This is a genomic window from Brumicola pallidula DSM 14239 = ACAM 615, assembly GCF_000428905.1.
Classification (GTDB): domain Bacteria; phylum Pseudomonadota; class Gammaproteobacteria; order Enterobacterales; family Alteromonadaceae; genus Glaciecola; species Glaciecola pallidula.
Map to the genome: position 1 here is coordinate 54,086 of NZ_AUAV01000011.1, position 22,675 is coordinate 76,760.

At 41.5% G+C, this 22,675-nt stretch carries 19 protein-coding genes; 8 read left to right on the plus strand and 11 right to left on the minus strand.

Annotation, left to right across the window (positions count from 1 at the left end; genetic code table 11):
• Positions 1-82 precede the first annotated feature (82 nt).
• Complete coding sequence (locus G399_RS0103030; protein ID WP_006012525.1) at positions 83-2,305, plus strand: TonB-dependent receptor plug domain-containing protein; 2,223 nt, start codon at positions 83-85, stop codon at positions 2,303-2,305.
• Between the two features lie 53 nt (positions 2,306-2,358).
• Here the strand turns inward: G399_RS0103030 and G399_RS0103035 are convergent, their stop codons facing one another.
• Positions 2,359-4,101, minus strand: coding sequence for an aminotransferase class V-fold PLP-dependent enzyme (locus tag G399_RS0103035; protein ID WP_006012522.1), 1,743 nt, complete (start codon positions 4,099-4,101; stop codon positions 2,359-2,361).
• Between the two features lie 93 nt (positions 4,102-4,194).
• Here G399_RS0103035 and G399_RS21895 point away from each other — a divergent pair, with 93 nt between their 5' ends.
• A complete protein-coding gene (locus G399_RS21895; RefSeq protein WP_154658909.1) occupies positions 4,195-4,344 on the plus strand; it encodes a hypothetical protein in 150 nt (49 codons plus the stop codon).
• Positions 4,337-4,981, plus strand: a complete 645-nt coding sequence (locus tag G399_RS0103040; protein ID WP_006012516.1) for an energy-coupling factor ABC transporter permease — start codon at positions 4,337-4,339, stop codon at positions 4,979-4,981. The genes G399_RS21895 and G399_RS0103040 overlap by 8 nt, the downstream gene beginning before the upstream one ends.
• 67 nt (positions 4,982-5,048) lie before the next feature.
• Here G399_RS0103040 and G399_RS0103045 read toward each other — a convergent pair whose 3' ends face one another.
• Both G399_RS0103045 and G399_RS0103050 read right to left on the minus strand, forming a co-directional pair.
• Entirely contained in the window at positions 5,049-5,609 is a 561-nt protein-coding gene (locus tag G399_RS0103045) for a phosphoribosyltransferase (RefSeq protein ID WP_006012514.1), read from the minus strand.
• A 128-nt stretch (positions 5,610-5,737) separates the two neighbouring features.
• Positions 5,738-6,958 (minus strand): lipoprotein-releasing ABC transporter permease subunit, encoded by a 1,221-nt coding sequence (locus G399_RS0103050; RefSeq protein ID WP_026843398.1) that lies wholly within the window; start codon positions 6,956-6,958, stop codon positions 5,738-5,740.
• Positions 6,959-7,293: 335 nt separating this feature from the next.
• Between G399_RS0103050 and G399_RS0103055 the strand changes: the two genes are divergently transcribed.
• From G399_RS0103055 to G399_RS0103070, 4 genes are read left to right on the plus strand one after another with little or no spacing between them, the layout of a single operon-like run.
• Entirely contained in the window at positions 7,294-7,863 is a 570-nt protein-coding gene (locus G399_RS0103055; protein ID WP_006012508.1) for a PilZ domain-containing protein, read from the plus strand.
• 27 nt (positions 7,864-7,890) lie between these two features.
• Complete coding sequence (gene mfd, locus G399_RS0103060) at positions 7,891-11,400, plus strand: transcription-repair coupling factor (protein ID WP_006012505.1); 3,510 nt, start codon at positions 7,891-7,893, stop codon at positions 11,398-11,400.
• A complete protein-coding gene (locus G399_RS0103065; RefSeq protein WP_006012502.1) occupies positions 11,390-12,673 on the plus strand; it encodes a CsiV family protein in 1,284 nt (427 codons plus the stop codon). Before mfd ends, G399_RS0103065 begins: the two co-directional genes overlap by 11 nt.
• A complete protein-coding gene (locus tag G399_RS0103070) occupies positions 12,657-13,208 on the plus strand; it encodes a cob(I)yrinic acid a,c-diamide adenosyltransferase (protein ID WP_006012499.1) in 552 nt (183 codons plus the stop codon). Before G399_RS0103065 ends, G399_RS0103070 begins: the two co-directional genes overlap by 17 nt.
• Positions 13,209-13,338: 130 nt before the next feature.
• Here the strand turns inward: G399_RS0103070 and nagZ are convergent, their stop codons facing one another.
• On the minus strand, positions 13,339-14,355 hold the full coding sequence (gene nagZ, locus G399_RS0103075; protein ID WP_006012496.1) for a beta-N-acetylhexosaminidase: 1,017 nt from the start codon (positions 14,353-14,355) through the stop codon (positions 13,339-13,341).
• A gap of 122 nt (positions 14,356-14,477) precedes the next feature.
• On the opposite strand from nagZ, the gene G399_RS0103080 reads away from it, so the two are divergent.
• Complete coding sequence (locus G399_RS0103080) at positions 14,478-16,814, plus strand: penicillin acylase family protein (RefSeq protein WP_006012493.1); 2,337 nt, start codon at positions 14,478-14,480, stop codon at positions 16,812-16,814.
• Positions 16,815-16,822: 8 nt separating this feature from the next.
• On the opposite strand, the gene G399_RS0103085 is transcribed toward G399_RS0103080, so the two are convergent.
• The 7 genes from G399_RS0103085 to infC all read right to left on the minus strand — a co-directional run bounded on the left by G399_RS0103085 (position 16,823) and on the right by infC (position 22,673).
• Positions 16,823-17,497, minus strand: a complete 675-nt coding sequence (locus G399_RS0103085; RefSeq protein ID WP_226988980.1) for a hypothetical protein — start codon at positions 17,495-17,497, stop codon at positions 16,823-16,825.
• Positions 17,472-17,768, minus strand: coding sequence for an integration host factor subunit alpha (locus tag G399_RS0103090; protein WP_006012487.1), 297 nt, complete (start codon positions 17,766-17,768; stop codon positions 17,472-17,474). The genes G399_RS0103085 and G399_RS0103090 overlap by 26 nt, the downstream gene beginning before the upstream one ends.
• 4 nt (positions 17,769-17,772) lie before the next feature.
• The gene (pheT, locus tag G399_RS0103095; protein WP_006012486.1) at positions 17,773-20,160 is read right to left on the minus strand and encodes a phenylalanine--tRNA ligase subunit beta; all 2,388 of its coding nucleotides are present in this window, start codon (positions 20,158-20,160) and stop codon (positions 17,773-17,775) included.
• 14 nt (positions 20,161-20,174) lie between these two features.
• On the minus strand, positions 20,175-21,155 hold the full coding sequence (pheS, locus tag G399_RS0103100) for a phenylalanine--tRNA ligase subunit alpha (protein ID WP_006012483.1): 981 nt from the start codon (positions 21,153-21,155) through the stop codon (positions 20,175-20,177).
• Between the two features lie 282 nt (positions 21,156-21,437).
• Entirely contained in the window at positions 21,438-21,794 is a 357-nt protein-coding gene (rplT, locus tag G399_RS0103105) for a 50S ribosomal protein L20 (RefSeq protein WP_006012480.1), read from the minus strand.
• A gap of 23 nt (positions 21,795-21,817) precedes the next feature.
• Positions 21,818-22,015, minus strand: a complete 198-nt coding sequence (gene rpmI / locus G399_RS21455) for a 50S ribosomal protein L35 (protein WP_081585818.1) — start codon at positions 22,013-22,015, stop codon at positions 21,818-21,820.
• A gap of 112 nt (positions 22,016-22,127) precedes the next feature.
• Positions 22,128-22,673 carry a translation initiation factor IF-3 gene (gene infC, locus G399_RS0103110; protein WP_006012477.1) on the minus strand — a complete coding sequence of 182 codons (546 nt, stop codon included), beginning with the start codon at positions 22,671-22,673 and terminating at the stop codon, positions 22,128-22,130.
• Between the last annotated feature and the right edge of the window lie 2 nt (positions 22,674-22,675).

Below are 22,675 nucleotides of genomic sequence, written 5' to 3' on the forward strand. Positions count from 1 at the left end.
GTGGCGTGAGTGCTGTGGAATAAATAAGTAAGCGACGAGTAGACACCCGCATGTATTTTAATTTAGCGATAGAATTTTGAAAATGAAGCAACAAAATGAAGCAACAAAATCAAGCAACAAAATGCGACATACAAAAAAGCATTTATCCATTAAGACCTCTCTAGCATTAAGGAATATGATCATTATGAGCGCTTTTCACTTCTGTAAACAATTTGTTTTATTCATTGTTACCGTCACTATGTTCGCTTTTAAATCGCAAGCTCATCAGAGTGAAACCCAGACAAACGCTAACTCATCTTCACCACAGGAATTGATGATAACTGACACATCTTTTGATAAAGACAAGCATAAACATGAGAATGCTGAAAACAAATCTAAAGATGAAAATATGCATGATGATGAACATATGCATGACGATGCCGAACATGACGAGCTTGAATCTATTCTCGTTACATCCACTCGTTCGGGTCGGTCAATTAACAATGAGCCTATTCGAGTAGAAGTAATCAACAGCGAAGAGCTTCAAGAGAAAGCCATTATGCGCCCGGGTAACATCTCCATGTTGGTAGCTGAAACTGGGGGTGTACGAGTACAAACTACTTCACCGGCTTTAGGCAGTGCAAACATTCGCTTACAAGGTCTTTACGGTCGCTACACTCAGTTACTTAACGATGGCTTAGCCCTTTATGGCGGTCAAGCTTCCTCCATTGGCCTGCTGCAGATCCCGCCAACTGACTTGTCCCGTGTTGAAATAATCAAGGGCTCGGCATCTTCACTATATGGCGGCTCCGCTATGGGTGGCGTAATCAATCTAATTTCACGCAGGCCCTCACAAAAGCCCGAAGCCGAAATACTGTTGAATGCAACTTCGCGCGATGGGCAAGACATAACCACCTATTTAGCTGCACCTATTAACGATTCTTTTGGCGCATCCCTTACCGCTGGTTCTCATCATCAAGCTAAACAAGACCTCGATGACGACGGCTGGATTGACATGGCAGGGTATGAGCGTTTCACTGCTCGGCCACGCTTGTTTTGGGACAGTGAAAACGGCGCAAGCTTATACGCAACAGCTGGCTTTATGACAGAAAAACGCGAAGGCGGCACAAGAGTGGGCCAAACTGTCCCAGATGGTAGCACTTTTAAGCAAAACCAAGACAGCGAGCGCTTTGATGCTGGTCTAATTGCTAATGTCCCCTTAGGAGACTTATTAAGCTGGAAAGCACGCGGATCCGCCATGGTACAAACTCATAATAAACAGTTTGGTGACGTACTAGACGACGACCGTCATGAGAGTTATCTTTTGGAGAGCACATTGTCGGGTTATACGCTCAGCTCACAATGGGTTGTTGGTTTAGCCATGCAGTCAGATAGCTTTGAATCCGAAGATTTTCCTAACTTCAATTATTCATACGAAGTACCGGGTATATTTGCGCAAACTGACTATGAGTTCACAGAACAAATTTCTACCTCAATCAGCGCACGTTTAGATGATCATAGCGAGTTTGGATCGCAGTTTAGTCCGCGCATATCACTGCTATATCGCCCTGATGATTGGACTATTCGGGCCTCTTATGGACGCGGCTATTTTGCGCCGACACCCTTCGTAGAAGAGATTGAAGCAGCCGGTCTGTCGCGCCTCGAGCCGCTAAATAACATAAGAGCAGAAACGGCTATCACCTCTTCTTTGGACATTGGATACCAATACAATAAACTTGAAACTAACCTTACCTTCTTTACTTCAAGCGTCGATGGCGTGACTGAGTTACAAGCTTTGGCTTCTCAAACCGGCGGGCCACTTGACCGAGTTCGTTTACTGAATGCGGCAGGAAAATCGCGTATTTATGGCTCAGAGATACTCCTTCGCTATAAATGGCAAGACTATAAACTCACCGCCAGCTATTTATACTTAGATGCGACTGAATTTGACGCAACCAGTTTAAGCCGTCAGCGTATTGAGCTTACTCCGCAACATTCAGCCGGCTTTGTCGCTATGAAGGAGCAGCACGGTAAATTTAGGATTGGTTTTGAAGCCTATTATACAGGTATACAGCGTTTAAACGGCAATCCTTTCCGGACTGAGAGCCTGCCCTATTGGCACCTCGGGCTAATGGGCGAAATTACGAGAGGCCGGTTCAGCTGGTTTATCAACGCGGAGAACTTGCTCGATATACGACAGACCAAAGAAGATTCGCTAGTGTTGCCCATACGGTCACCCGATGGGCAATGGACCACCAATATTTGGTCACGCAACGACGGCTTTATTGTTAATGCGGGTGTAAGAATTCGATTAGGGGGGTATTGAGCTTCAAACATGAAGTCCATCGCAGATATTATTAGCGCTAATTATTGTTAGCGCTAATTATTGCCTTTTAGTAAGCTGTTTTTTATTGATGAAATCGCATTTTGTATACCATCACGTCTACCGACACTAAAAAACGGTGTTAAGTTTAGATCCGTCAGATACACAAAATAATCGAAACCGGCAGCATCGGCATTATTTTTATGACTGACACTCTTACCCGCTAACGTCACAGTCATTTGCGTCACTTTCTCAATAAGAAGGGCAAGGATGCCGCGAATGATCTTACTTTGCGAGTATGCACATAGTTGTTGGTCATAGTAAGCAATCCATAAATCCGACTCGCACCCAAACACAGCATTTTCATTTGTACGCATTTCAACAGGCAATACCTTAAGAGCTTTACTTGCAAGCAACAGTTGACGATATTGATTATCCCACCCCTGCGCTTGTTTAACCTTAAATGCAATTGCTAATTCTTCATCGCGACACGAGTTGACTTCTTGTTGTTTAGGTTTTAGCGACACCCGACAGTCTACGTTTTGGTCTAACTCAGCTAGCGTGTTGTCCAGTGCTTGCAAAAAACGCTGAATGTCTTGTTCAGTGGTATAACAACCAATAGAGACCCGCATGGTCCCCGCAATGTTTAAGACATTCATCAATGGCATGGCACAGTGATGCCCGACTCTAAGCGCAATATTCTTTTGATATAGTGACGCGGCTGCATCATATAGATGATGGTTATTAAAAATAAATGACTGCAAACCTATTGAATGACCCAGTGCCAAATCAGCGCTATGTTGACTTTGTTGCTTACCCTTATACTGAATACAAGCATTTACATTTCCAAACAAGCGGATACCTTCTCGCTTTTCTAAACCGCTACTAAGTAATTTAAATAAACTGATTTCATGCTGCTGAATAGCCAGTATATTTAAGGTCAAAAATTTAGCCGCCGCACCTAGGCCAATCACGCCTGCTACATTAGGTGTTCCACCTTCAAATTTTAACGGCGGTAATTGGTATTCAGCGTCTGTAAATGATACCCGCGTTATCATTTCTCCGCCTAATCGCAGAGGAAGTAAGTCTTCTAAGCACTTGCTTTTGCCATACATTACGCCAACACCTGTCGGCGCATACATCTTGTGACCACTAAACACGTAAAAATCACAGCCCATTGAGTCAACATCCACGGGCATATGGGCAATAGCTTGGGTACCATCGATAACACTCAATATATCTCGCTGCCTAGCCAAACGACAAATCTCCGCTACCGGATAAATATTACCCAATGCATTTGAGACATGCGCCATTGCAAGAATAGCGACATTCGTGTTGAGTTGTTTTACAAACGCGTCATATTCTGGCTGAGTAAATTGGCCCTGTGCTGACAAGTTAACCACTTCAATACTTAGCCCAAGCCTTTTTGATAGTTGTTGCCAAGGCAGAATATTAGCGTGGTGTTCACTGGCTAATATCAATATTTTACGTCCATTTATCATATGCGACTGTAGGCCTGAGGCAATGGTATTGATTGATTCAGTTGCACCACTGTTGAACACAATTTGCTCAACAGTTGGGCTATTAATAAGTTGCGCGGTTGAATCGCGGGCTTGTTCATAAAGCAACGTCGCTTCATTTGCAATTGCATAAGCACTGCGATGAACCGTAGCACTAGACAAACAATGATAGTCATTTACCGCTTTAATAACCGATTGGTGTTTTTGCGTCGTTGCAGCACTGTCTAAATAGACCTGTTCAGGCTTGTTAGTAAAAAATGGAAATTGATTTGTAAACACGTAAACCCTTCAGCGGTTTTGATTAATTTTAAAATACTCAATTAATATTGAACTGATACCCGTATAATATAGGTGTTAACGGGTAGTTTCCCAATGATTAACGAGAATAATAACAAAATGAGCATCGTTTGTTTGAATATTAATGGTCTTCGCACTCGCCATCATCAATTGCAAGTGTTTATGACCAACAACCATCCGAGCACGCTACCAACAACGCAACATAAACCGAGTAAGCATGACTGAACTACAAATAATAGGAGCCATAGCTAGTTTTATAGGATTAGCTATCATTATTAAAAACACTAACCTCAGACAGTTAGTCGATGACAGTGCTTTTCAACACCGGTTTTTTGGTGCCAGCGCCGCCGTCTTCGTACTTTGGATTTTTCGTGTCGGTATAGTTGATGAACTGCAGGTCCACTTCATTTGGTTAACATCACTTGCTCTCATCTTAGGATTCAGATGGGCGATGATATCGTCAAGCTTGGTATTATTAGGGATTACCGTCGTCGGCTACGAAAAATTTTCTATGTTGGGCATAAACTGGTTGTTAGGCACATTACTTCCAATATCCGTCACCTATGCCATTTTTAGTTGGTCATTTCACAAGTTACCCAGAAACGTATTTGTTTACATTTTTGTCTGCGCTTTTTTCCCTGGAGCAATCACGGTTTCATTAAAAATAATTGCGATGGCTGGCTACTTTCAACTAGATACTAATTTGGGCTGGGACGTTATTTTCCAGAACTACGTGTTGTTAATCCCCCTACTGTTATTTTCAGAGGCCTTCTTTAATGGCTTCACAATAACCTCGTTGGTAGTGAATAAGCCAGAATGGGTGTATACCTTTCATGACAAGTTTTATATCGATGGAAAGTAGCTATTAGATTGACCTTTAATAAAAACAAAAACGACAATGGTTTGTCAACGTCATTGTCGTTCAGCGTTTAATCAAAAATGATATCTAGGATATTTGCTAATTCCGACTTACCTTGCTTTATTTCCTCTTTACTCAAGCCAGCAAGTTCATGCGGAAAGACTAACCATTCATCGCTTTCGTTGATGTAATAGTCAGGTACAACGCCTGTTTTGTTATTACCTGGTTTATACCAAGGCGTAGCAATTTTGATTTCTTTGGGTGTATTTAACCGCATCAGCACTTCGATTTGTTTAATCAATGCCTCTACGCTGCGTCCAGAATCAAAAACGTCATCTACAATTAACAAACGGTCACTCGCGTTCGCGTTTTCAATGAGATAATGCAGACCATGTACTTTAATTTCTTTTGACTGCTTGTTAATACCGTAATACGAAGATGTTCTGACCGCAATGTGGTCTGTTGGTGTATTCTTATATTCAAAGAATTCTTGCACTGCAATACCTATTGGAGCACCACCGCGCCAAATCCCGATAATAAAATCAGGACGAAATCCATCATTAAAAACTTTAGACGCAAGACGAAAACTGTCTTCTAACAATGATTGTGAGCTGATGTAATTTTTACTCAAAATGTAAATTCTCTTTCTAGGTGTAAATAAATTGAATGATTGTGTATGGACGCTCATTTTCTAATAACTCGTCGCTCGTTCTTGCAGCAAACAATTCAGCCATCACAGATTAATGTTAATTATAACGTCTATTGCGTTTGTAAGCTATTTGCAGGTTGAATAGATGCGGCCTTGTAAGCTGGATATAGAGTAGCAAGTATACAAAGACCCAATGAAACCGCAGATATAATGACAATTTCTGAAAATTTCATTTCAATAGGCAAACCAGATCCATTGGGACCAAAAGCTAAGCCAGAACCAAGTAGCGTTAAAATATCATTTAAGAAGTACACCAATAACAGACCAATAACGACACCCGATATGACACCTTTAATACCATTAAAAATACCGTTAAGAACAAAGATGAGCATCACGTCCCTTGGCACTAAACCTTGGGTTTGAAGTATTGCTATATCACTGGTTTTTTCGGTCACAACCATCACTAACGCAGAGACGATATTGAATGCAGCGACTGCAATAATCAGAAATAACATCAACGACATCATGTTTTTCTCCATACCGACTGCATCAAAAAGCGGCCCTTGTCTTTCACGCCAAGTAGTGTATCCGAGTCCCTGTTTATCAAGTTCATCAACAATGCCTTGATATTGGAATGCATCATTCAAATATAAACGCGTTCCTGCAAAAGCTAAATCTCGCTTGCGCGATAGCTTAGCAACATCGTTTATATTCATTAGCATTACTTTCTCATCGGCTTCTGAATCTAATTGAAACAAACCAGCAACCGTCACTAAACGTTGACTAGGCATTCGCCCTAACGGAGTATAAGTACTAGCCGAAGGGCTAATAACACGCAATCGCTGACCAATAGAAACCCGCAATTGACTAGCTAACGACTGACTAATAAGCACATTAAAGCTGCCAGGTTGCAAGGAATCCCATTCACCAGCAATGATATTTTTGGCAATAATAGAATGGCGTTTTTCTGCGGAGGTATCGATACCTTGCAAAAACAGCCCTTTGATTAACGTACTAGATTGCACAACGACTTCTTGCTCCACAAAGTCAGTGCTGGCCAAAACTTGGTTTTGCAACGCTGGCGACAATAATATAGGCCCTCTGTTGTCCACCACTATGTGCGGTAAAATGCCTAATATTTTCTGTTTAAGTTGCCCTTCTAAACCATTCATAACCGAAAGTACGGTAATTAATGAAGCAATACCAAGTGCAATCCCGACAACTGAAAACAAGTTGATGAAGGAAACAAAGCTGCGTTTATTGGACGTTTTCGAATATCGTAAACCAATAAAGGCTGATATCGGCAATGACGGGAGTAAGGAGAACCGCATAAGCTTAGTTTTTGGACCTTGTTGTAAATCACTGGGCGAGTATTAAACGCCGCTCAGCGTTTTTTTAATTAATATAAAGACAAAGGATCGCAAACCAGAGTGAAACCTGAGTCGTTTTTTGGTAGATTAGCAGCATTGCTAGCGTTGTCGTATTCCTAAACTTATTTCAGGCAAAGCGAATCGAATTAACGCGCTGTCTGACTGCAGCAGCAAATAATGCTAATCGACATTGTTATTATAAACATCTGATGTTAGATAGTAACAATTTATATTAAAAGATTAACAGCTCAGAATATAGCACCACGTTAACGTAATTTTTGCATAGGACATTGCATTTGAACTCATTAGAAGAGAAAAAAAAGAGATTTGAATCATTCTTTTTAATCAATCACCCAACCAAAGTTAATATAAGTGTGGTTGACGCAGAGCAAGCAACCCAGTCAATGGAGGAGTTTGAAAGTAATATGCCTTATGCTTTCAAAATTGCTTCCGAGTTGTCGGAAATTGAATCGCAAGCCCTAAAACCATTGCGTTCAATGGGTGAAAAGCTTGAAGGCTTAGTTAACTATCTGCAACTGCAAGCACGCAAAATTGATCTTATGATGTCTTATATTCTGATCCAGCAAGATGATCAAAATAAGCGGGCTGAAGCAGTCAAATTTGGCGGTGGTGGTATCATTGTGAGTCAGACCTCTTGCATGGAAATCGGGGTTTTAGTAGAAGTTAAAGTATTTTTAGAGAAGGAAGCTGCCGCTATTTATTGTTTAGCCGAAGTGATTGAGGTTGACGTTGTCGATGATCTTTATCACGTTAGTTACGTTTATACGCACATTCGCGATCAGGACCAAGAGCTGCTTGTTAGGGCCAGCCTTCATTTGCAAACCAGTCAATTACGTAATCGTTAAACAACCATAGAGAAACAATTAAGCCGCATGTCGAATCTATTTTCTGTGCCTTTACCAAAGGCGAAATCACTAAATAACTCAAATGTTATTGACCATATTCACTGGGGTGAATTAAAAGGTGCCAGCCAAGCGCTTAGCATCGCTAATGCGGCGGAACAACACAATGGGCCACTATTAGTGTTAATAGAGGATAGTCCTAGTGCAATTAAGCTTGAGAAAGAACTCGCTTTTTTTCTTCGTAGTAAAAATGTTCACGTGCAACTTTTTCCTGATTGGGAAACACTTCCCTATGATGGTTTCTCACCTCATCAAGATATTGTTTCACAACGCTTAGAAACGCTTTACTTACTCAGTAAAAAACAACCCGGCATCTTTATTGTGCCAATCAACACTCTTCTACAGCGCTTAGCGCCCGTTGATTATGTCGGCCAACATCTGATGTATTTGAAAGTTGGTGAAACAATCAATACCGATGAATTTAAACGCAAACTTGAGAAATCAGGTTACTTGCATGTTAGTCAAGTAATGACACACAGCGAATTTTCAGTGCGTGGCAGTATTATTGATTTGTTCCCTATGGGCAGCGAGCAACCTTTCCGGATTGACTTATTTGATGATGAAATAGATTCAATTCGGTATTTTGATCCAGAAACGCAACGAGGATTAGAACAAACTAAAGAAATACGTTTACTGCCTGCTAGAGAATTCCCAACAGATAAAGAAGCCATAACCGGGTTTAGAGAACGCTACCTCGATAAATTTGAGCGCAGCAATACCGCTGATAAAGAGTCTATTTTCTACCAAGTAAGCAAAGGCACGATGCCCAGCGGTATAGAATACTATTTACCCCTATTTTTTGAAACCACATCGACCTTATTTGATTATCTAAATGACGATGCGCTAATGCTTTATTACGGCGACTTGACTAAAGCATCCGAACGATTCACCAAAGATTTATTACAACGTTATGAGCAGTACCGCTATAATTTAGCAAGACCATTGTTATCTCCCATTGATTTATATCTTGATACGAATGAATTACTGACCAGACTCAAACAATGGCCGAGTGCACAATTAATAAGTGACTCATTACCCAAAAAAGCGGGTAGACATAATTTTGATTGTCGTCTAATTGAAGGTATTGGTATTGATTTAACCGCAACCAATCCTTACCAAGCAATACAGGCTGAAGTTAAAAAAGCCAAAGAAAAAGGCAAAAAAGTTATTTTTTGTGCTGAGTCACAGGGCCGCAAAGAAAACTTAATTGATGTATTACATAAAGCCAAAATATTTCCAGTTAACAGTCCTACTTTTGATGCTGCGTTAAATGAATCGACACATTCTGTTTTCATTTGTGTGGGTATGGTCGAAAACAGTTTTGAATTTACTGACAAAAAAAAAGCGTTTTTATTCGTCACTGAAACACAATTACTCGGCCACAAGGTTAGTAAAAGAAAATTAAAAGACAAACGCAAAGCAACCGATGAAAGTGCAATTGTTAGGAATCTTGCTGAGTTAACTGAAGGCCAACCGGTGGTCCATATTAACCACGGTGTTGGTCGTTTTCTTGGCTTAAAAACATTGGATGCAGGCGGCGTAGCTACTGAGTATCTATCTATTGGATATGCTAAACAAGCCAAATTGTATGTACCTGTATCAAGTTTACATCTGATTAGCCGCTTTAGTGGTGGTGATGCCGACCATGCGCCGTTGCATAATTTAGGCAATGACACCTGGACCAAAGCTAAACGCAAAGCCGCTGAGAAAGTCAGAGATGTTGCAGCCCAGTTACTGGATGTTTATGCACAACGAGCAGCGAAACCCGGTTATGCGTACCCAATCGATTGGGGCGAATATAAAACCTTTGAAGAAAGCTTTCCATTTGAAGAAACAATTGACCAACACACTGCTATTAACGCCGTTCTGCAAGATATGGGAAGCCCCAATGCGATGGACAGACTGATATGCGGTGATGTTGGTTTTGGTAAAACCGAAGTTGCCATGCGTGCTGCATTTATCGCCGCATCAAGCGGCAAACAAGTTGCCATTTTGGTGCCTACTACGCTTTTAGCGCAACAGCATTATGAAAACTTCAAAGACCGCTTTGCACAATGGCCGTTTAAAATCGAAGTTATTTCTCGATTTGGCAGTGCAAAAGAACAAAAAATTGTGATTGATGACCTTGCCAGTGGTCAAGGCGACATTGTTATTGGCACACACAAACTACTGCAAAATGATGTGAAATTTAAGGATTTGGGGCTGGTTATTATTGACGAAGAGCATCGCTTTGGCGTCCGCCAGAAAGAAAAATTCAAAGCATTGCGCTCCGACGTTGACATACTAACTCTCACCGCTACGCCTATTCCTCGAACCTTGAATATGGCCTTGAGTGGTATGCGTGATTTATCCATTATTGCTACGCCGCCCGCAAAAAGACTGGCGATAAAAACGTTTGTTCAAGTACGCCATACAGACATTATTCGTGAAGCAATTATGCGTGAGATATTGCGTGGTGGCCAAGTCTACTTTTTACACAATGAAGTCAAGACGATTGAACAAACCGCGCGAGAAATTGAAGAAATCATTCCTGAAGCGAGAATCGCAATTGGGCATGGTCAGATGCGTGAGCGTGAACTAGAAAATGTGATGAACGATTTCTATCACCAACGCTATAATGTATTGGTGTGCACTACTATTGTTGAAACAGGAATTGATGTACCCACAGCAAACACTATCATTATGGATAGAGCTGACCATTTAGGTTTGGCACAACTGCATCAACTGCGAGGGCGTGTGGGTCGTTCTCATCACCAAGCTTATGCCTATTTATTAACACCTCATCCCAAACGAATGACCAAGGACGCGGCAAAGCGCCTCGAAGCAATCGCTTCGCTTGAGGACTTAGGCGCAGGATTCGCGTTAGCAACACACGATTTAGAGATCCGCGGTGCCGGTGAGTTGCTGGGAGACGATCAATCTGGACAAATTAATACGATCGGTTTTAGCCTTTATATGGAAATGTTAGAACAGGCTGTTGAGGCACTCAAAGAAGGCAGAGAGCCGTCACTTGACGATGTACTTGCCGGCCAAACTGAAGTTGATTTGCGCATACCGGCACTGCTTCCTGAAAATTATATTGGTGACGTAAATACACGATTATCACTTTACAAAAAATTAGCTGGTTGTAAAAATCAAAATGAAATTGACGAATATCAGATTGAATTAATCGACCGCTTTGGTTTATTACCCGATAGCGCTAAGAACTTAGTTAAGCAATCAGGTCTAAAGCTAACAGCACAAAAAATAGGTATTCGAAAAATTGAAACCACACAAAGCGGTGGTCTCATAGATTTTGACCAAACCACAACCATAGATGCTAGTTTCTTAATTCAGCTTATTCAAAAGTATCCGAGTCAGTATAAGTTTGAAGGTCCTCAAAAACTAAGATTCATGAAAAAGCTCGACAGTGCGCCGCAAAAATTGGATCATGTAAGGGAGTTACTCGATAAATTTTTAAAGGAATGCCATGCAAGCTAGTGCTTCACTTCTCAAGCTGTTCATTAATTGCGTTGCAGATGCAAGGCGCAAGGTGGTCACTGGCGCTGCATTGGTATTGCTAGCAGCACCAATGCAGGTGATGTCCCAGGATGAGGAAGACTGGTGGTTTGACGTTGAAATTATTGCATTCAAACGGAATACTTCAACTGCCGCACTCGAAGAAGATTTTAGTTATATAAACCATGAAATATCAACAGCAAAGGCAACGGACCTGATTAGCCTCCTGCTGTACCGCAAAGCAAACCCCCTAATTGATTTACAACGCATGCTTTATGAGTGCTCACTTAATTCAAGCTTGTATCAGTCCAATCTGCCTCTGTTGAGCAACAGCATCAGTGCAGTTGATATCGATAAGAGCGTCGGAGCCATCAGCATTGGAGCCATCAGCAGTGGAGCCGTCAGCAGTGGAGCCGTCAGCAGTAACAAAACGATTCAAGATGACGCACTTAATAAGTACAAGCTGCTTGCTCCAATATTGACCAGCGAAGCACGCTTTAGTATGTTGTTGGACTCAGAGGATTGTGGTGTTCGAAAACAAGAAATAGCGAGTTCACTGCTACGTATTAACAGTGTCAACAAAGTCTCGGTTTACTTGCAACAACCCCCTATTAGCGTTACTAATAACGCGCGTTTGTTAGATGATAATCAACTCTCACTTGTCGATTATGCAAAAAAATTATTTGCTCAACGGGATATTAGTGCGTTGAGCCACATGGCTTGGCGCCAACCCGTTTTCTTTGGAGAAGAGAATGCTTCATTTTATCGCGTATTCTCTGGTGATAAGTTAACGCTACCAGAGAGATCAGCGCCATCTTATGAAACATTAAAGCAACAATATGACCCCGAATTAAAAAGCATTATTGACCAAAATTCAGAAACATTTTTTGCCGAATTAAAGCAGCAATTAAGCGAAGCCAAAGCTGTCAATTGGGAAAGCAGAGCCAGCGTTCAGGCCGATGACTCGGTTAAAACAAGCTCAATTGATGATGTATGGGAACTCGACGGCAAAGTAAAAGTGTATTTGAAGTACATAAATAGAGTTCCATACTTACATATTGAATCCGAATTTGAATTTCATGAATTTCAACTTAATAGTTTTGGCGAAGCTACAATTGAACAATACCCGTTTAAGCAACGTAGACGTGTGATAAGCAAACAAATTCACTATTTTGATCATCCCAAAATGGGACTCATTATCAGACTACAACGCTATGAAAAGCCTAAAGAAGAAGACAATGAAAATATATACTAAAACGGGTGACAAGGGAACAACGCAGGTTTATACATCGGAAGTGCTACGTTTGGATAAAAACGATGCCATTTTAGAATGTTATGGCTCAATAGATGAATTAAACAGTCATATTGGTTTACTCAGTGCATTACTAGGTAGTGTAGACGCAAGCAATAGTAGCAATGACGAAACTAGTCTTAGTGCGTCTTTTATGTTCGACATTCAAAAAACCCTATTCAGCATTGGTTTTGCTATTTCTGATAAGCCACAAATTGATGAGAATGCAACGCAGGTACTAGAGGAAGCGATCGATAAACTGCAACTCGAATTACCGCCACAAACTAAGTTTATTTTGCCCGGCGGCAGTCAATTAGCTGCTCAGGCTCATATATGCAGAACCGTTGCCAGAAGAGCAGAAAGAGCTGTAGTTACTGTATCGCAACAGCGAAATGTACCAACTATTTGCATCCAATATTTGAACCGCCTATCCGATTACTTTTTTGTTGCTGCTCGCGCGTTTAACTTCAAAGCTCAAATTGCAGATATTGAAGTGTAGATAATATTTATGCCTGCTGCAGTCTCATCAGCAGGGCTTGTTACTCCTCTAGGATAAGTTTTATAGAGCCCAGTTGTAAGACCAAAAAGACCACTCAAGCCTTTAATTTAACTGCATTCTGTTCTTAAAATCACTGCTCATTGGCCAAATTGATTAGCCTGACACTTTCAAGGTAGGTAGCTTGTGTTTCTGGTTTAACAGGTACTTCTTTACACTGCTCCTTGTGAAGTAAATTAAGCCACCGTTGACTATAAACCTTTTTTTGACTCAGCCCATCCAACACTTTTTCAGCCTGTGAGGGTGAGTTACATACCAATACCATATCGCAACCAGCCTCTATAGCATGCTCTGCGCGATCGGTCACACTGCCGGCAACGCTTGCTGCTTGCATGGTTAAATCATCTGAAAATACGACACCTTCAAAGCCAAATTGCTTGCGCAAAATTTGCTTTATCCAAATTGCCGAAAAGCCTGCGGGTTTGCTGTCTACACTCGGATATATTACATGTGCGGGCATTACTGCATCTATCTTTTTGGCCGCAATGAGCTGTTGAAATACCCGCATATCTTGCTCTTGTATTTCTTCAAAACTACGTTGATCAACAGGCATAGCAGTGTGACTATCTTCAGTGACTGAGCCATGACCGGGGAAATGTTTACCGGTGCTTTTCATTCCGGCTTTATGCATACCGTCAATATATGCACCACTTAAGCGAATGACTTGATCAGGCTCAGATGAAAATGCCCGACTACCAATCACCTCACTAACCCCATTAAGGTCAAGAACCGGTGCAAAACTAATATCAATATCCAATTGAAGTAATTCATAAGCCATGCAAAATCCCATGGCTTGAGCTAACTCTAGTTGCACTTTTTGTGACACTTCAAGATTTTCAATATTTGCCATTGCAGGAATTTGTGTAAAGCCCTCTCTAAAACGCTGTACTCTGCCACCTTCATGATCAACAGAAATTAAAAACGGCTTTTTTACAGAGCGCCTAATGTCTTTTATCAACGCCGACAATTGTGCTTTTTCAGCATAGTTACGGCTAAATAATATCAAACCACCACACAAAGGGTGTTGTAACATTTCTCTTTCAACTGGGCTAAGTTCAAAGCTTTGCACATCAAGAATGACAGGTGACATAGTGTTCCTTTTTAACTATTTCCATTATGTTTTAAAAAACACGTTAGGGATAATACTTGTAAGCTAAGTAGGTTTGACTTAGCCTTAGCCATAATAAAGGTTAAATGTAAAAAGAAAAACAAATGAAGTTAATCAAACCCCTACTCTTTACTATATTGTCTCTCGTCATACTTATTTTCATCGTCGTCTATTTTGTTTTACGCGCAAGCTTACCCTCGCTGGATAATAAATTTTCGACGCAATTGGTTATGGCTAACACGACTATCGAAAGAGACAACATTGGTGTCGCAAAAATTAGTGCTCAGTCACATTCTGATGCGGTTTTCGCTTTAGGCTATGCACACGGACAAGATCGCTTATTCCAAATGGATTTACTGCGCCGCAGTGCCGCTGGCGAACTATCTGAAATTGTAGGCGACATAGCAATTAATGTGGACAAAAAAGCACGCTTCCACCAATTCCGCCAACGTGCCAACAAAGCGGTCAACAATCTACCCGAAGGACAACAACGCTTACTTGAAAATTATGCAAAAGGCGTCAATTTAGCAGCCAGCGAATATACCGCAAAACCGTTTGAATATTTACTGACCAGCACCACGTTTACACAATGGCTTCCTGAGGATAGCCTGCTAGTCAGCTACAGTATGTATCTCGACCTACAAGGTGGTCAAGTAGAAAGAGATTTAGTAAACACCGTCCTCGTCGATAAATTTGGTTATGCTTTGCTGGATTTTTTCAATATGCAAAGCCCTTATCAGGCCGCGTTAGATGGCAGCATTATCGGTGGTCCCAGAGCCGACATTCCTAGTCTGAATATTGAATCAGCTAAACGCCCGAATAACACCGACATAAAAACTGGGTTGCTGTCATTTAATAGTATTGCTGAACCTTTGGATATTGGCAGTAATAATTGGGCTGTCATTGGAGCCCTAACTGACTCTACGAGTGCAATGGTTAGCGACGATATGCATTTAGGCTTACGAGTGCCGCCTATATGGTATCGGGCGCAGTTGAATTATACTTCAAGTGGAAATAGAACAACAATTACGGGTGTCTCCTTGCCGGGTACACCAATCATTATTGTTGGCTCTAATGGCCATGTTGCGTGGGGATTTACCAACGCGAACCTAGATAATGTTGATTGGATTAAGCTTAACGATGACACCAAAACTAAGATGGTTACCGAAGTAATAAAGCTAAAAGATGGAGAACGAGTACTCGACATAGAAATGAGCAAATATGGACCTGTAAGAACCATAAATGGTAAACGTTATGCGTTGGCATGGGTGGCTCATCAAGACTATGCTGTGAATATGTCAATAATGGAAATGGCTGAAGCTCAAAACTTAGAGGAAGCATTTGCGATTGCAGAAAAAGTTCGCATTCCGGTACAAAACTTGATGCTTGCAGATGCACAAGGAAACGCTGGCTGGCGTCCAATTGGAGCAGTTACAGCACGCAAGACACCAACCCTATCTGCTATAGATGAAGAACACTATTCTGACCTTTGGTTACAGCAAGAACCAAACCTACCGAGCCATATTAATCCGAGCCATGGACGTTTGTGGACAGCAAATGCACGGGTTATTTCTGCGGATGACTACCCTAGATATGGTGATGGAGGTTATGCCGTTGGCGCTAGAGGATTACAAATTAGAGATCGTTTGTTTGAGAAAAAAAGCTTTAACGAACAGGATTTCTACTCAATACAAATGGACAATGAAGCGCGTTTTATTATGCCATGGCATGCCAAACTCATTGATATCCTGAGCGCGAAGCCCGACTTATACGCCAAAGATATTGAAATATTAGTACAATGGAAAAACTGCGCATGCACCGAGTCGATTGGTTACACTTTGGCTCGCCGTTACCGTTCAACCGTTATTAATTCTTTGTTAGGTCCTATCTATGACGGGATCAAAGACACTGACCTAGCGTTGAAAACCGCATTACGAAGTATTGAACCGGCTATTTGGCAGTTATTAGATAACGAGGCAATGGGATGGTTACCAAATGAGTTTACCTCATACAACGATTTTCTATTTGCGAGCTATGAAAGTACAAAAGCAGAATTAGTCAAGCAGTATGACGCCAACCCTGACACCCTCGAAGGGCTGGAATGGGGTAACGTGAATAAGCTAAAAGTACAACATCCGTTTGCTAGTCAGTTGGGCCCGTTAGCAGGTTTGCTCAACATGCCCGAAGTTGATGGTTTTGGTGATAGTTATATGCCGGCGGTGCAGTTGCCAAAGTTTGGTGCCTCGCAACGATTAATTGTGCGTCCAGGAAATGAGGATAAAGGAATATTAACAGTGCCCGGTGGACAGTCTGGACATCCACTATCGACGTTTTACAATGCTGGCTTTATGGCATATGCACAAGCCCAGAACACACCGTTACTGCCAGGTAAGAGTAAACATACAATTATCATCTCACCGAAAATACATAGCACAAACTAATTGTCTTTTTAGTTTTTTAGCTCTTCAAGTTTACCACTGTTAATCATGTAGGCTTTCCATTGCGCCCTCGCCTCTTGGGTATAATCAACACCTTGGAGGCCATCATCGGATAATAATTTTGCAGCTCGTTGTATGGCAGTATCACGTGCATTAAGAAGTGACAATGCTCTTTGATGTAGACCACTTAAGTAGGGATATTTCTGTATGAGGTCGTCTATGTTTTCAAAATTCATAAATTGTTCTATAAATTCATCATGAAACAGCTGTTTTTTAGCTTCAAATTCTATAAAGACTAAACCCTGCTCTCCGCTTATTCGAGCTAGATCGCGCTCAGATAAACGCACTTCCTTCGCTACTGCCAGTAATTGTTGCTGCCAGTCTCTGAGTGACGCTTGGTCATCGTTAAGAACAGATTGCTTTATTCCCATCTGAAAATCATCTGTATTGAGTAATTCATCTAAGGTAAGCAGCGGTGGTAAGCTCTCAACGGGTTGAGAGGATGTGTGCAGGGGACTTGTTACATTGGGATCATTGCTGTTTTGTTGTGGTTGACATGCTGTTACGCCAATAAAAAAACTCGCATAAAGCGAGCATTTCAGAATGTTAGGCGAAACTAGCCTATATATTCGCTTAAAAGCAACGGCGTTGAAACTCCTTTTAGGAACCAATTTTGACGTTTTCAACACGACTTTTTAATTTTTGACCCGGCCTAAAAGTAACAACTCGGCGGGCCTTTATAGGGATATCTTCGCCTGTTTTCGGGTTTCGACCAGGGCGCTCATTTTTAGTGCGCAGATCAAAATTACCAAAACCAGAGAGTTTAACTTGCTCTCCGACTTCTAGACAGGCTTTAATTTCTTCAAAAAACGCTTCGACCAAGTCTTTTGCGTCTCTCTTATTTAAACCCAACTTTTCAAATAAATGTTCAGCCATTTCGGCTTTGGTTAATGCCATTCGATTAATCTCTCAAAGATGCACTAAAGTTAACTTCCAGCGCTTTCACTACTATATCGACAGATTTTTGTATATCTGCATCTTCTAATGTTCGTTCTGAGTTTTGCAACCAAATTGAAAGGGCCAAACTTTTAAAACCACTCTCAATACCTTTACCTTTATATACATCAAATAAGTTCAGGTCAATTAAATCGGTCACGCCGAGTTTCCCGATACATTTTAATATGTTACCTGTATCGACATTGTCTTGTACTGTAACAGCTATATCTCTTCTATTCACTGGAAATTTAGAAATAGCTTTGACCCGAGGCAATGTTCTTGATGAAATACTAACCAATTCCAACTCAAAAGCAAAGACCTTACCGCTTAAACCTAGTCCTTTTTCCAATTTTGGATGAATTGCACCAACAAAACCAATGCATTTGTCACCAATATAGATACCTGCACATTGTCCTGGATGGAAAGTTGTGTGCCTTTCGGCTCTAAATTCAATATCTTGGTCAGCAATGCCGAGTCCAATTAATTCTTCAGTGACTGCTTTTATATCAAAGAAATCCAGCGCAACGGACGGAATTGTCCAATGCTCATTGGCAACATTGCCCGACATCACACCTGCAATCATTTCTTGTTGTTGTACACCTGACTTCTCAGTTGGGTCGGGAGTGAATCGCAAACCTGTCTCAAACAGTTTGATATTACTTTGTTGACGCTTTTGGTTATATGACAATGCCAGTAACAGCCCTGGCAATAAACTGACGCGCATAACCGACATCTCTGCTGAAATAGGATGGGGTAAAACTAAACCCTCAACATCTGGGAACATTAATGATTGTTTTTTAGGATCTACAAACGAGTAAGTAATAGCTTCATGGAAACCTTGGTCAACTAATACCTCTTTAAAGCGAGAGGTACTAATTTTTGATTCACTACTCTCTCGGATTTGCAAACTAGCAACGGGCGCTTGATTTGGTATATTGTTATAACCGTAAACTCGAGCAACTTCTTCAATCAAGTCTTCTTCAATATTCATATCAAAACGATATAACGGTGCTACGACTTCCCAAGCTCCTTCTTTTGACGTAACGTCCAATCCCAATCTATTGAGGATATCGGTAACTCTGTCAGCAGCGATATTGATGCCAAGCACGTGGCTTAGCCTTGCTGCTCTTAATGTGATAGAACGAGGGTTTGGTAAATACTCTTCATCTTTAGCTTCAACAATTGGCCCTGCGTTGCCGCCAACAGCATCTATTAAAAGCTGAGTTGCTCTTTCCATTGCCTGAAATTGCAGTGATGGGTCGACACCGCGCTCGTAACGATGAGATGCGTCGGTATGCAAACCATATTGACGCGCTTTGCCCATAATTGCGTCAGGGGCAAAGAATGCACTTTCTAGGAAAATATCTGTTGTTGCGGCCGTTACACCGGAATGTAAACCGCCAAATATACCCGCCATTGCCAATGCTTTTTGGGTATCAGCAATCACTAATGTATTTGCTTTTAGACTCATTTGATTTCCGTCGAGCAACGTTAATTTTTCGCCTTCTAGTGCCATTCGAACAACAACATCACCAGATAACTTGTGGTTGTCGAATGCGTGCATTGGATGGCCTAACTCAAGCAAAACATAGTTAGTTACGTCAACAACTGCATCGATGCTTCTGGTTCCACTTCGACGCAACCGTTCTTGCATCCACAAGGGGCTCGGGCGAGACAAATCGATACCTTTGATAACTCGACCTAAATAGCGAGGACAAGCCTCAGGTGCTGATAGTGAGATATTACGAGCGTCGTCAATAGTGACAGCAACAGCTTGGATGTCGGGTTCGGTAACGTCTAATTGATTTAATACACCGACTTCACGTGCAATGCCCTTGATACTGAGGCAATCAGCACGATTAGGAGTTAAATCAACGTCAATACTGTTGTCATCAAGTTGCAGGTAATCTCTTAAATCAGCACCAATTTGCGCGCCGCTTGGCAATTCCAGAATACCGCTATGATCATCACCCATACCTAGTTCTGAAAAACTACACAGCATACCAAAAGAAGGCTGACCACGTAATTTGGCTTTCTTAATTTTGAAATTACCGGGCAACACTGCGCCAACGGTAGCAACCGCTACTTTTATACCTAAACGACAATTAGGAGCGCCACAAACGATATCAAGCAGCACTTCGCCACCAATATTAATTTTAGTCACTTGCAGTTTGTCAGCATCTGGATGTTGGCCGCATTCAACCACTTCGCCAACTACAACCCCGCTAAATTCTTCGGCAACGGCTGCAATGTCGTCAACTTCTAGACCTGCCATACTCAATTGCTCTGACAATTCATTTGTTGATATTGCAGGATTAACCCACTCTCTTAACCACTGTTCACTGAATTTCATTATTAAACTCTGTCTTACTTAAATTGCTTGAGGAAACGAAGATCGTTTTCGAAGAATGCACGCAAATCGTTAACGCCATAACGTAACATGGTTAGGCGCTCAACACCCATACCAAAGGCAAAGCCTGTGTATTGCTCAGGGTCAACATCGACCGCTTTGAGCACGTTTGGATGAACCATTCCACAGCCCAATACTTCTAACCATTTACCGTCTTTACTCATTACATCAACTTCTGCTGATGGCTCAGTAAAGGGAAAGTAAGAAGGTCGAAAACGAACCGTCATTTCTTGTTCAAAAAAGTGATTTAAAAAGTCGTGTAATATACCTTTTAACTCTGCAAAGCTGACATTTTTGTCAACCATCAAGCCTTCCACTTGGTGAAACATTGGCGTATGTGTTTGATCATAATCGTTCCGATAAACCCGGCCAGGAGAGATAATTCTTATGGGTGGCTTTTGCGCTTCCATGGTGCGAATTTGCACACCCGATGTTTGCGTTCTTAGCATCACATCAGGATTAAAGTAGAAAGTATCGTGGTCTGCTCTCGCTGGATGATTTGCAGGAATATTCAAAGCGTCAAAGTTGTGAAAACCGTCCTCAACTTCTGGGCCGGTCTTTACCTCAAAGCCCAAATCACCAAAAAAAGATTCAATGCGAGCAATAGTTCGACTAACTGGATGGAGATTACCAACTCGCTGTGCACGACCGGGAAGCGAAACGTCTATCGATTCTGAGACAAGTTTTTCATTCAAATCAGTTTCTTGTTGTGCTTTTAACTTCGCACTTATTAATCCTTGCACTTCTTGCTTTGCTAGATTAATTTTTTGACCTGCTGCTGGACGCTCTTCGTTAGATAACTGACCCAATCCTTTCATTAGGTCGGTTATTCTACCTTTTTTCCCCATATAGGCGACACGAACCGCGTCTAATTCAGCTGGGGTGTTAGCATTTTCAACCGCTGAACGCGCTTCTTCTATGATGGCTTCAAGCTCCATGACTTCCTCTTCTTGAACGTTGGCGTTTGTTATGGCTTTTGCAAACTACAAACTAACTCTATAAGCCGCGCATTTTACACGTTTTTAATCGGATTTACGCAAGATTTTTCAAGATAAACAAGGATTATGGTGGATTAATTGATATTGCTTGTGACGTTAAGAGAAACGTCTTTTTGCTCAGTGTACGCAATCTCTTTATACCCAGGATCAAAAAAGCGAGCTTCCTGCTCGCTTTTTCAAAAAGAACTTAAACTCGCTAACTATGTTAGCTTGGTTAATGAATTACGCTAATGCGCCTTTTGCTGCTGCAACTAGTGCAGTGAATGCCACCTTGTCGTGTACAGCGATGTCAGCCAGTATCTTACGATCGATTTCAACAGACGCTTTTTTCAAACCGTTGATGAAACGGCTGTAAGACAGTCCGTTTTGACGTGAAGCTGCATTTATACGAGCAATCCATAATTGACGGAATTGACGTTTCTTTTGACGACGGTCACGGTATGCATACTGACCCGCTTTTGTTACCGCTTGTACCGCAACGCGATACACTCGGCTACGAGCTCCGTAATAACCTTTAGCCTGTTTTAATACTTTCTTGTGACGTGCGCGTGCTACTACACCGCGTTTTACTCTAGCCATTGTTCAATCTCCTAATTCTAAGTTTATACGTATGGCAACATACGTTGTATAAGAGCATGATCACTACCGTGAACAAGTTTCTTAGCACGCAGATGACGTTTACGCTTAGAACTCTTCTTGGTCAAAATGTGACGCAAGTGAGACTGTTTACTTTTAAAGCGACCAGAACCAGTTTTTTTAAACCGTTTCGCAGCTCCGCTGTGGGATTTCATTTTAGGCATTGCTAAAACTCCGCATTGTTAAATGTCTAACTAGGTTGCAGACCCTGTTAGTGGTTCATATTTAGCAGCAAGGTGAGATTAAGTGTGCAGCTTAACCTACTTTAGACCATTACTACTTCTTGAGTGGGGCAAGCACCATGATCATTTGACGTCCCTCTACCCTGTGGGGGAAAGATTCGCAATTAGCAATGTCTTCTAAATCGGTTTTAACGCGTTTTAGTAAGTCAATGCCGATCTCTTGGTGAGCCATTTCACGACCGCGAAAGCGTATCGTTACCTTGGCTTTATCACCGCCGTCTAAAAAGCGACGCAGGTTGCGCAGTTTTACCTGGTAATCGCCTTCATCAGTGCCAGGGCGAAATTTAATCTCCTTGACCTGAATTTGCTTTTGTTTCTTCTTCTGTTCTTTCTGTTCTTTACTCTTTTCGAATATGAACTTCCCGTAATCCATTACTTTGCATACGGGTGGGGCTGCATTGGGACTAATTTCTACAAGATCCAAGCTTGCTTCATCAGCAAAACCTTGAGCCTCAGCTAATGAGACGATTCCTGCTTGTTCACCGTCTTTGCCTATCAATCGAATTTCAGTGGCTGTTATTTCATCATTAATACGAGCTTTATCGCTCTGTGCTTTATTATTAGCGCCTTTAATTTGCATTT

Coding starts and splice junctions, on each gene's coding strand:
- G399_RS21895 (WP_154658909.1), top strand. CDS start 4,195: ATGATTAACGAGAATAATAACAAAATGAGCATCGTTTGTTTGAATATT.
- G399_RS0103030 (WP_006012525.1), top strand. CDS start 83: ATGAAGCAACAAAATGAAGCAACAAAATCAAGCAACAAAATGCGACAT.
- G399_RS0103065 (WP_006012502.1), top strand. CDS start 11,390: ATGCAAGCTAGTGCTTCACTTCTCAAGCTGTTCATTAATTGCGTTGCA.
- rpmI (WP_081585818.1), bottom strand. CDS start 22,015: ATGCCTAAAATGAAATCCCACAGCGGAGCTGCGAAACGGTTTAAAAAA.
- rplT (WP_006012480.1), bottom strand. CDS start 21,794: ATGGCTAGAGTAAAACGCGGTGTAGTAGCACGCGCACGTCACAAGAAA.
- G399_RS0103080 (WP_006012493.1), top strand. CDS start 14,478: ATGAAGTTAATCAAACCCCTACTCTTTACTATATTGTCTCTCGTCATA.
- G399_RS0103040 (WP_006012516.1), top strand. CDS start 4,337: ATGACTGAACTACAAATAATAGGAGCCATAGCTAGTTTTATAGGATTA.
- pheT (WP_006012486.1), bottom strand. CDS start 20,160: ATGAAATTCAGTGAACAGTGGTTAAGAGAGTGGGTTAATCCTGCAATA.
- mfd (WP_006012505.1), top strand. CDS start 7,891: ATGTCGAATCTATTTTCTGTGCCTTTACCAAAGGCGAAATCACTAAAT.
- nagZ (WP_006012496.1), bottom strand. CDS start 14,355: ATGTCACCTGTCATTCTTGATGTGCAAAGCTTTGAACTTAGCCCAGTT.
- G399_RS0103090 (WP_006012487.1), bottom strand. CDS start 17,768: ATGGCATTAACCAAAGCCGAAATGGCTGAACATTTATTTGAAAAGTTG.
- G399_RS0103050 (WP_026843398.1), bottom strand. CDS start 6,958: ATGCGGTTCTCCTTACTCCCGTCATTGCCGATATCAGCCTTTATTGGT.
- pheS (WP_006012483.1), bottom strand. CDS start 21,155: ATGGAGCTTGAAGCCATCATAGAAGAAGCGCGTTCAGCGGTTGAAAAT.
- infC (WP_006012477.1), bottom strand. CDS start 22,673: ATGCAAATTAAAGGCGCTAATAATAAAGCACAGAGCGATAAAGCTCGT.
- G399_RS0103070 (WP_006012499.1), top strand. CDS start 12,657: ATGAAAATATATACTAAAACGGGTGACAAGGGAACAACGCAGGTTTAT.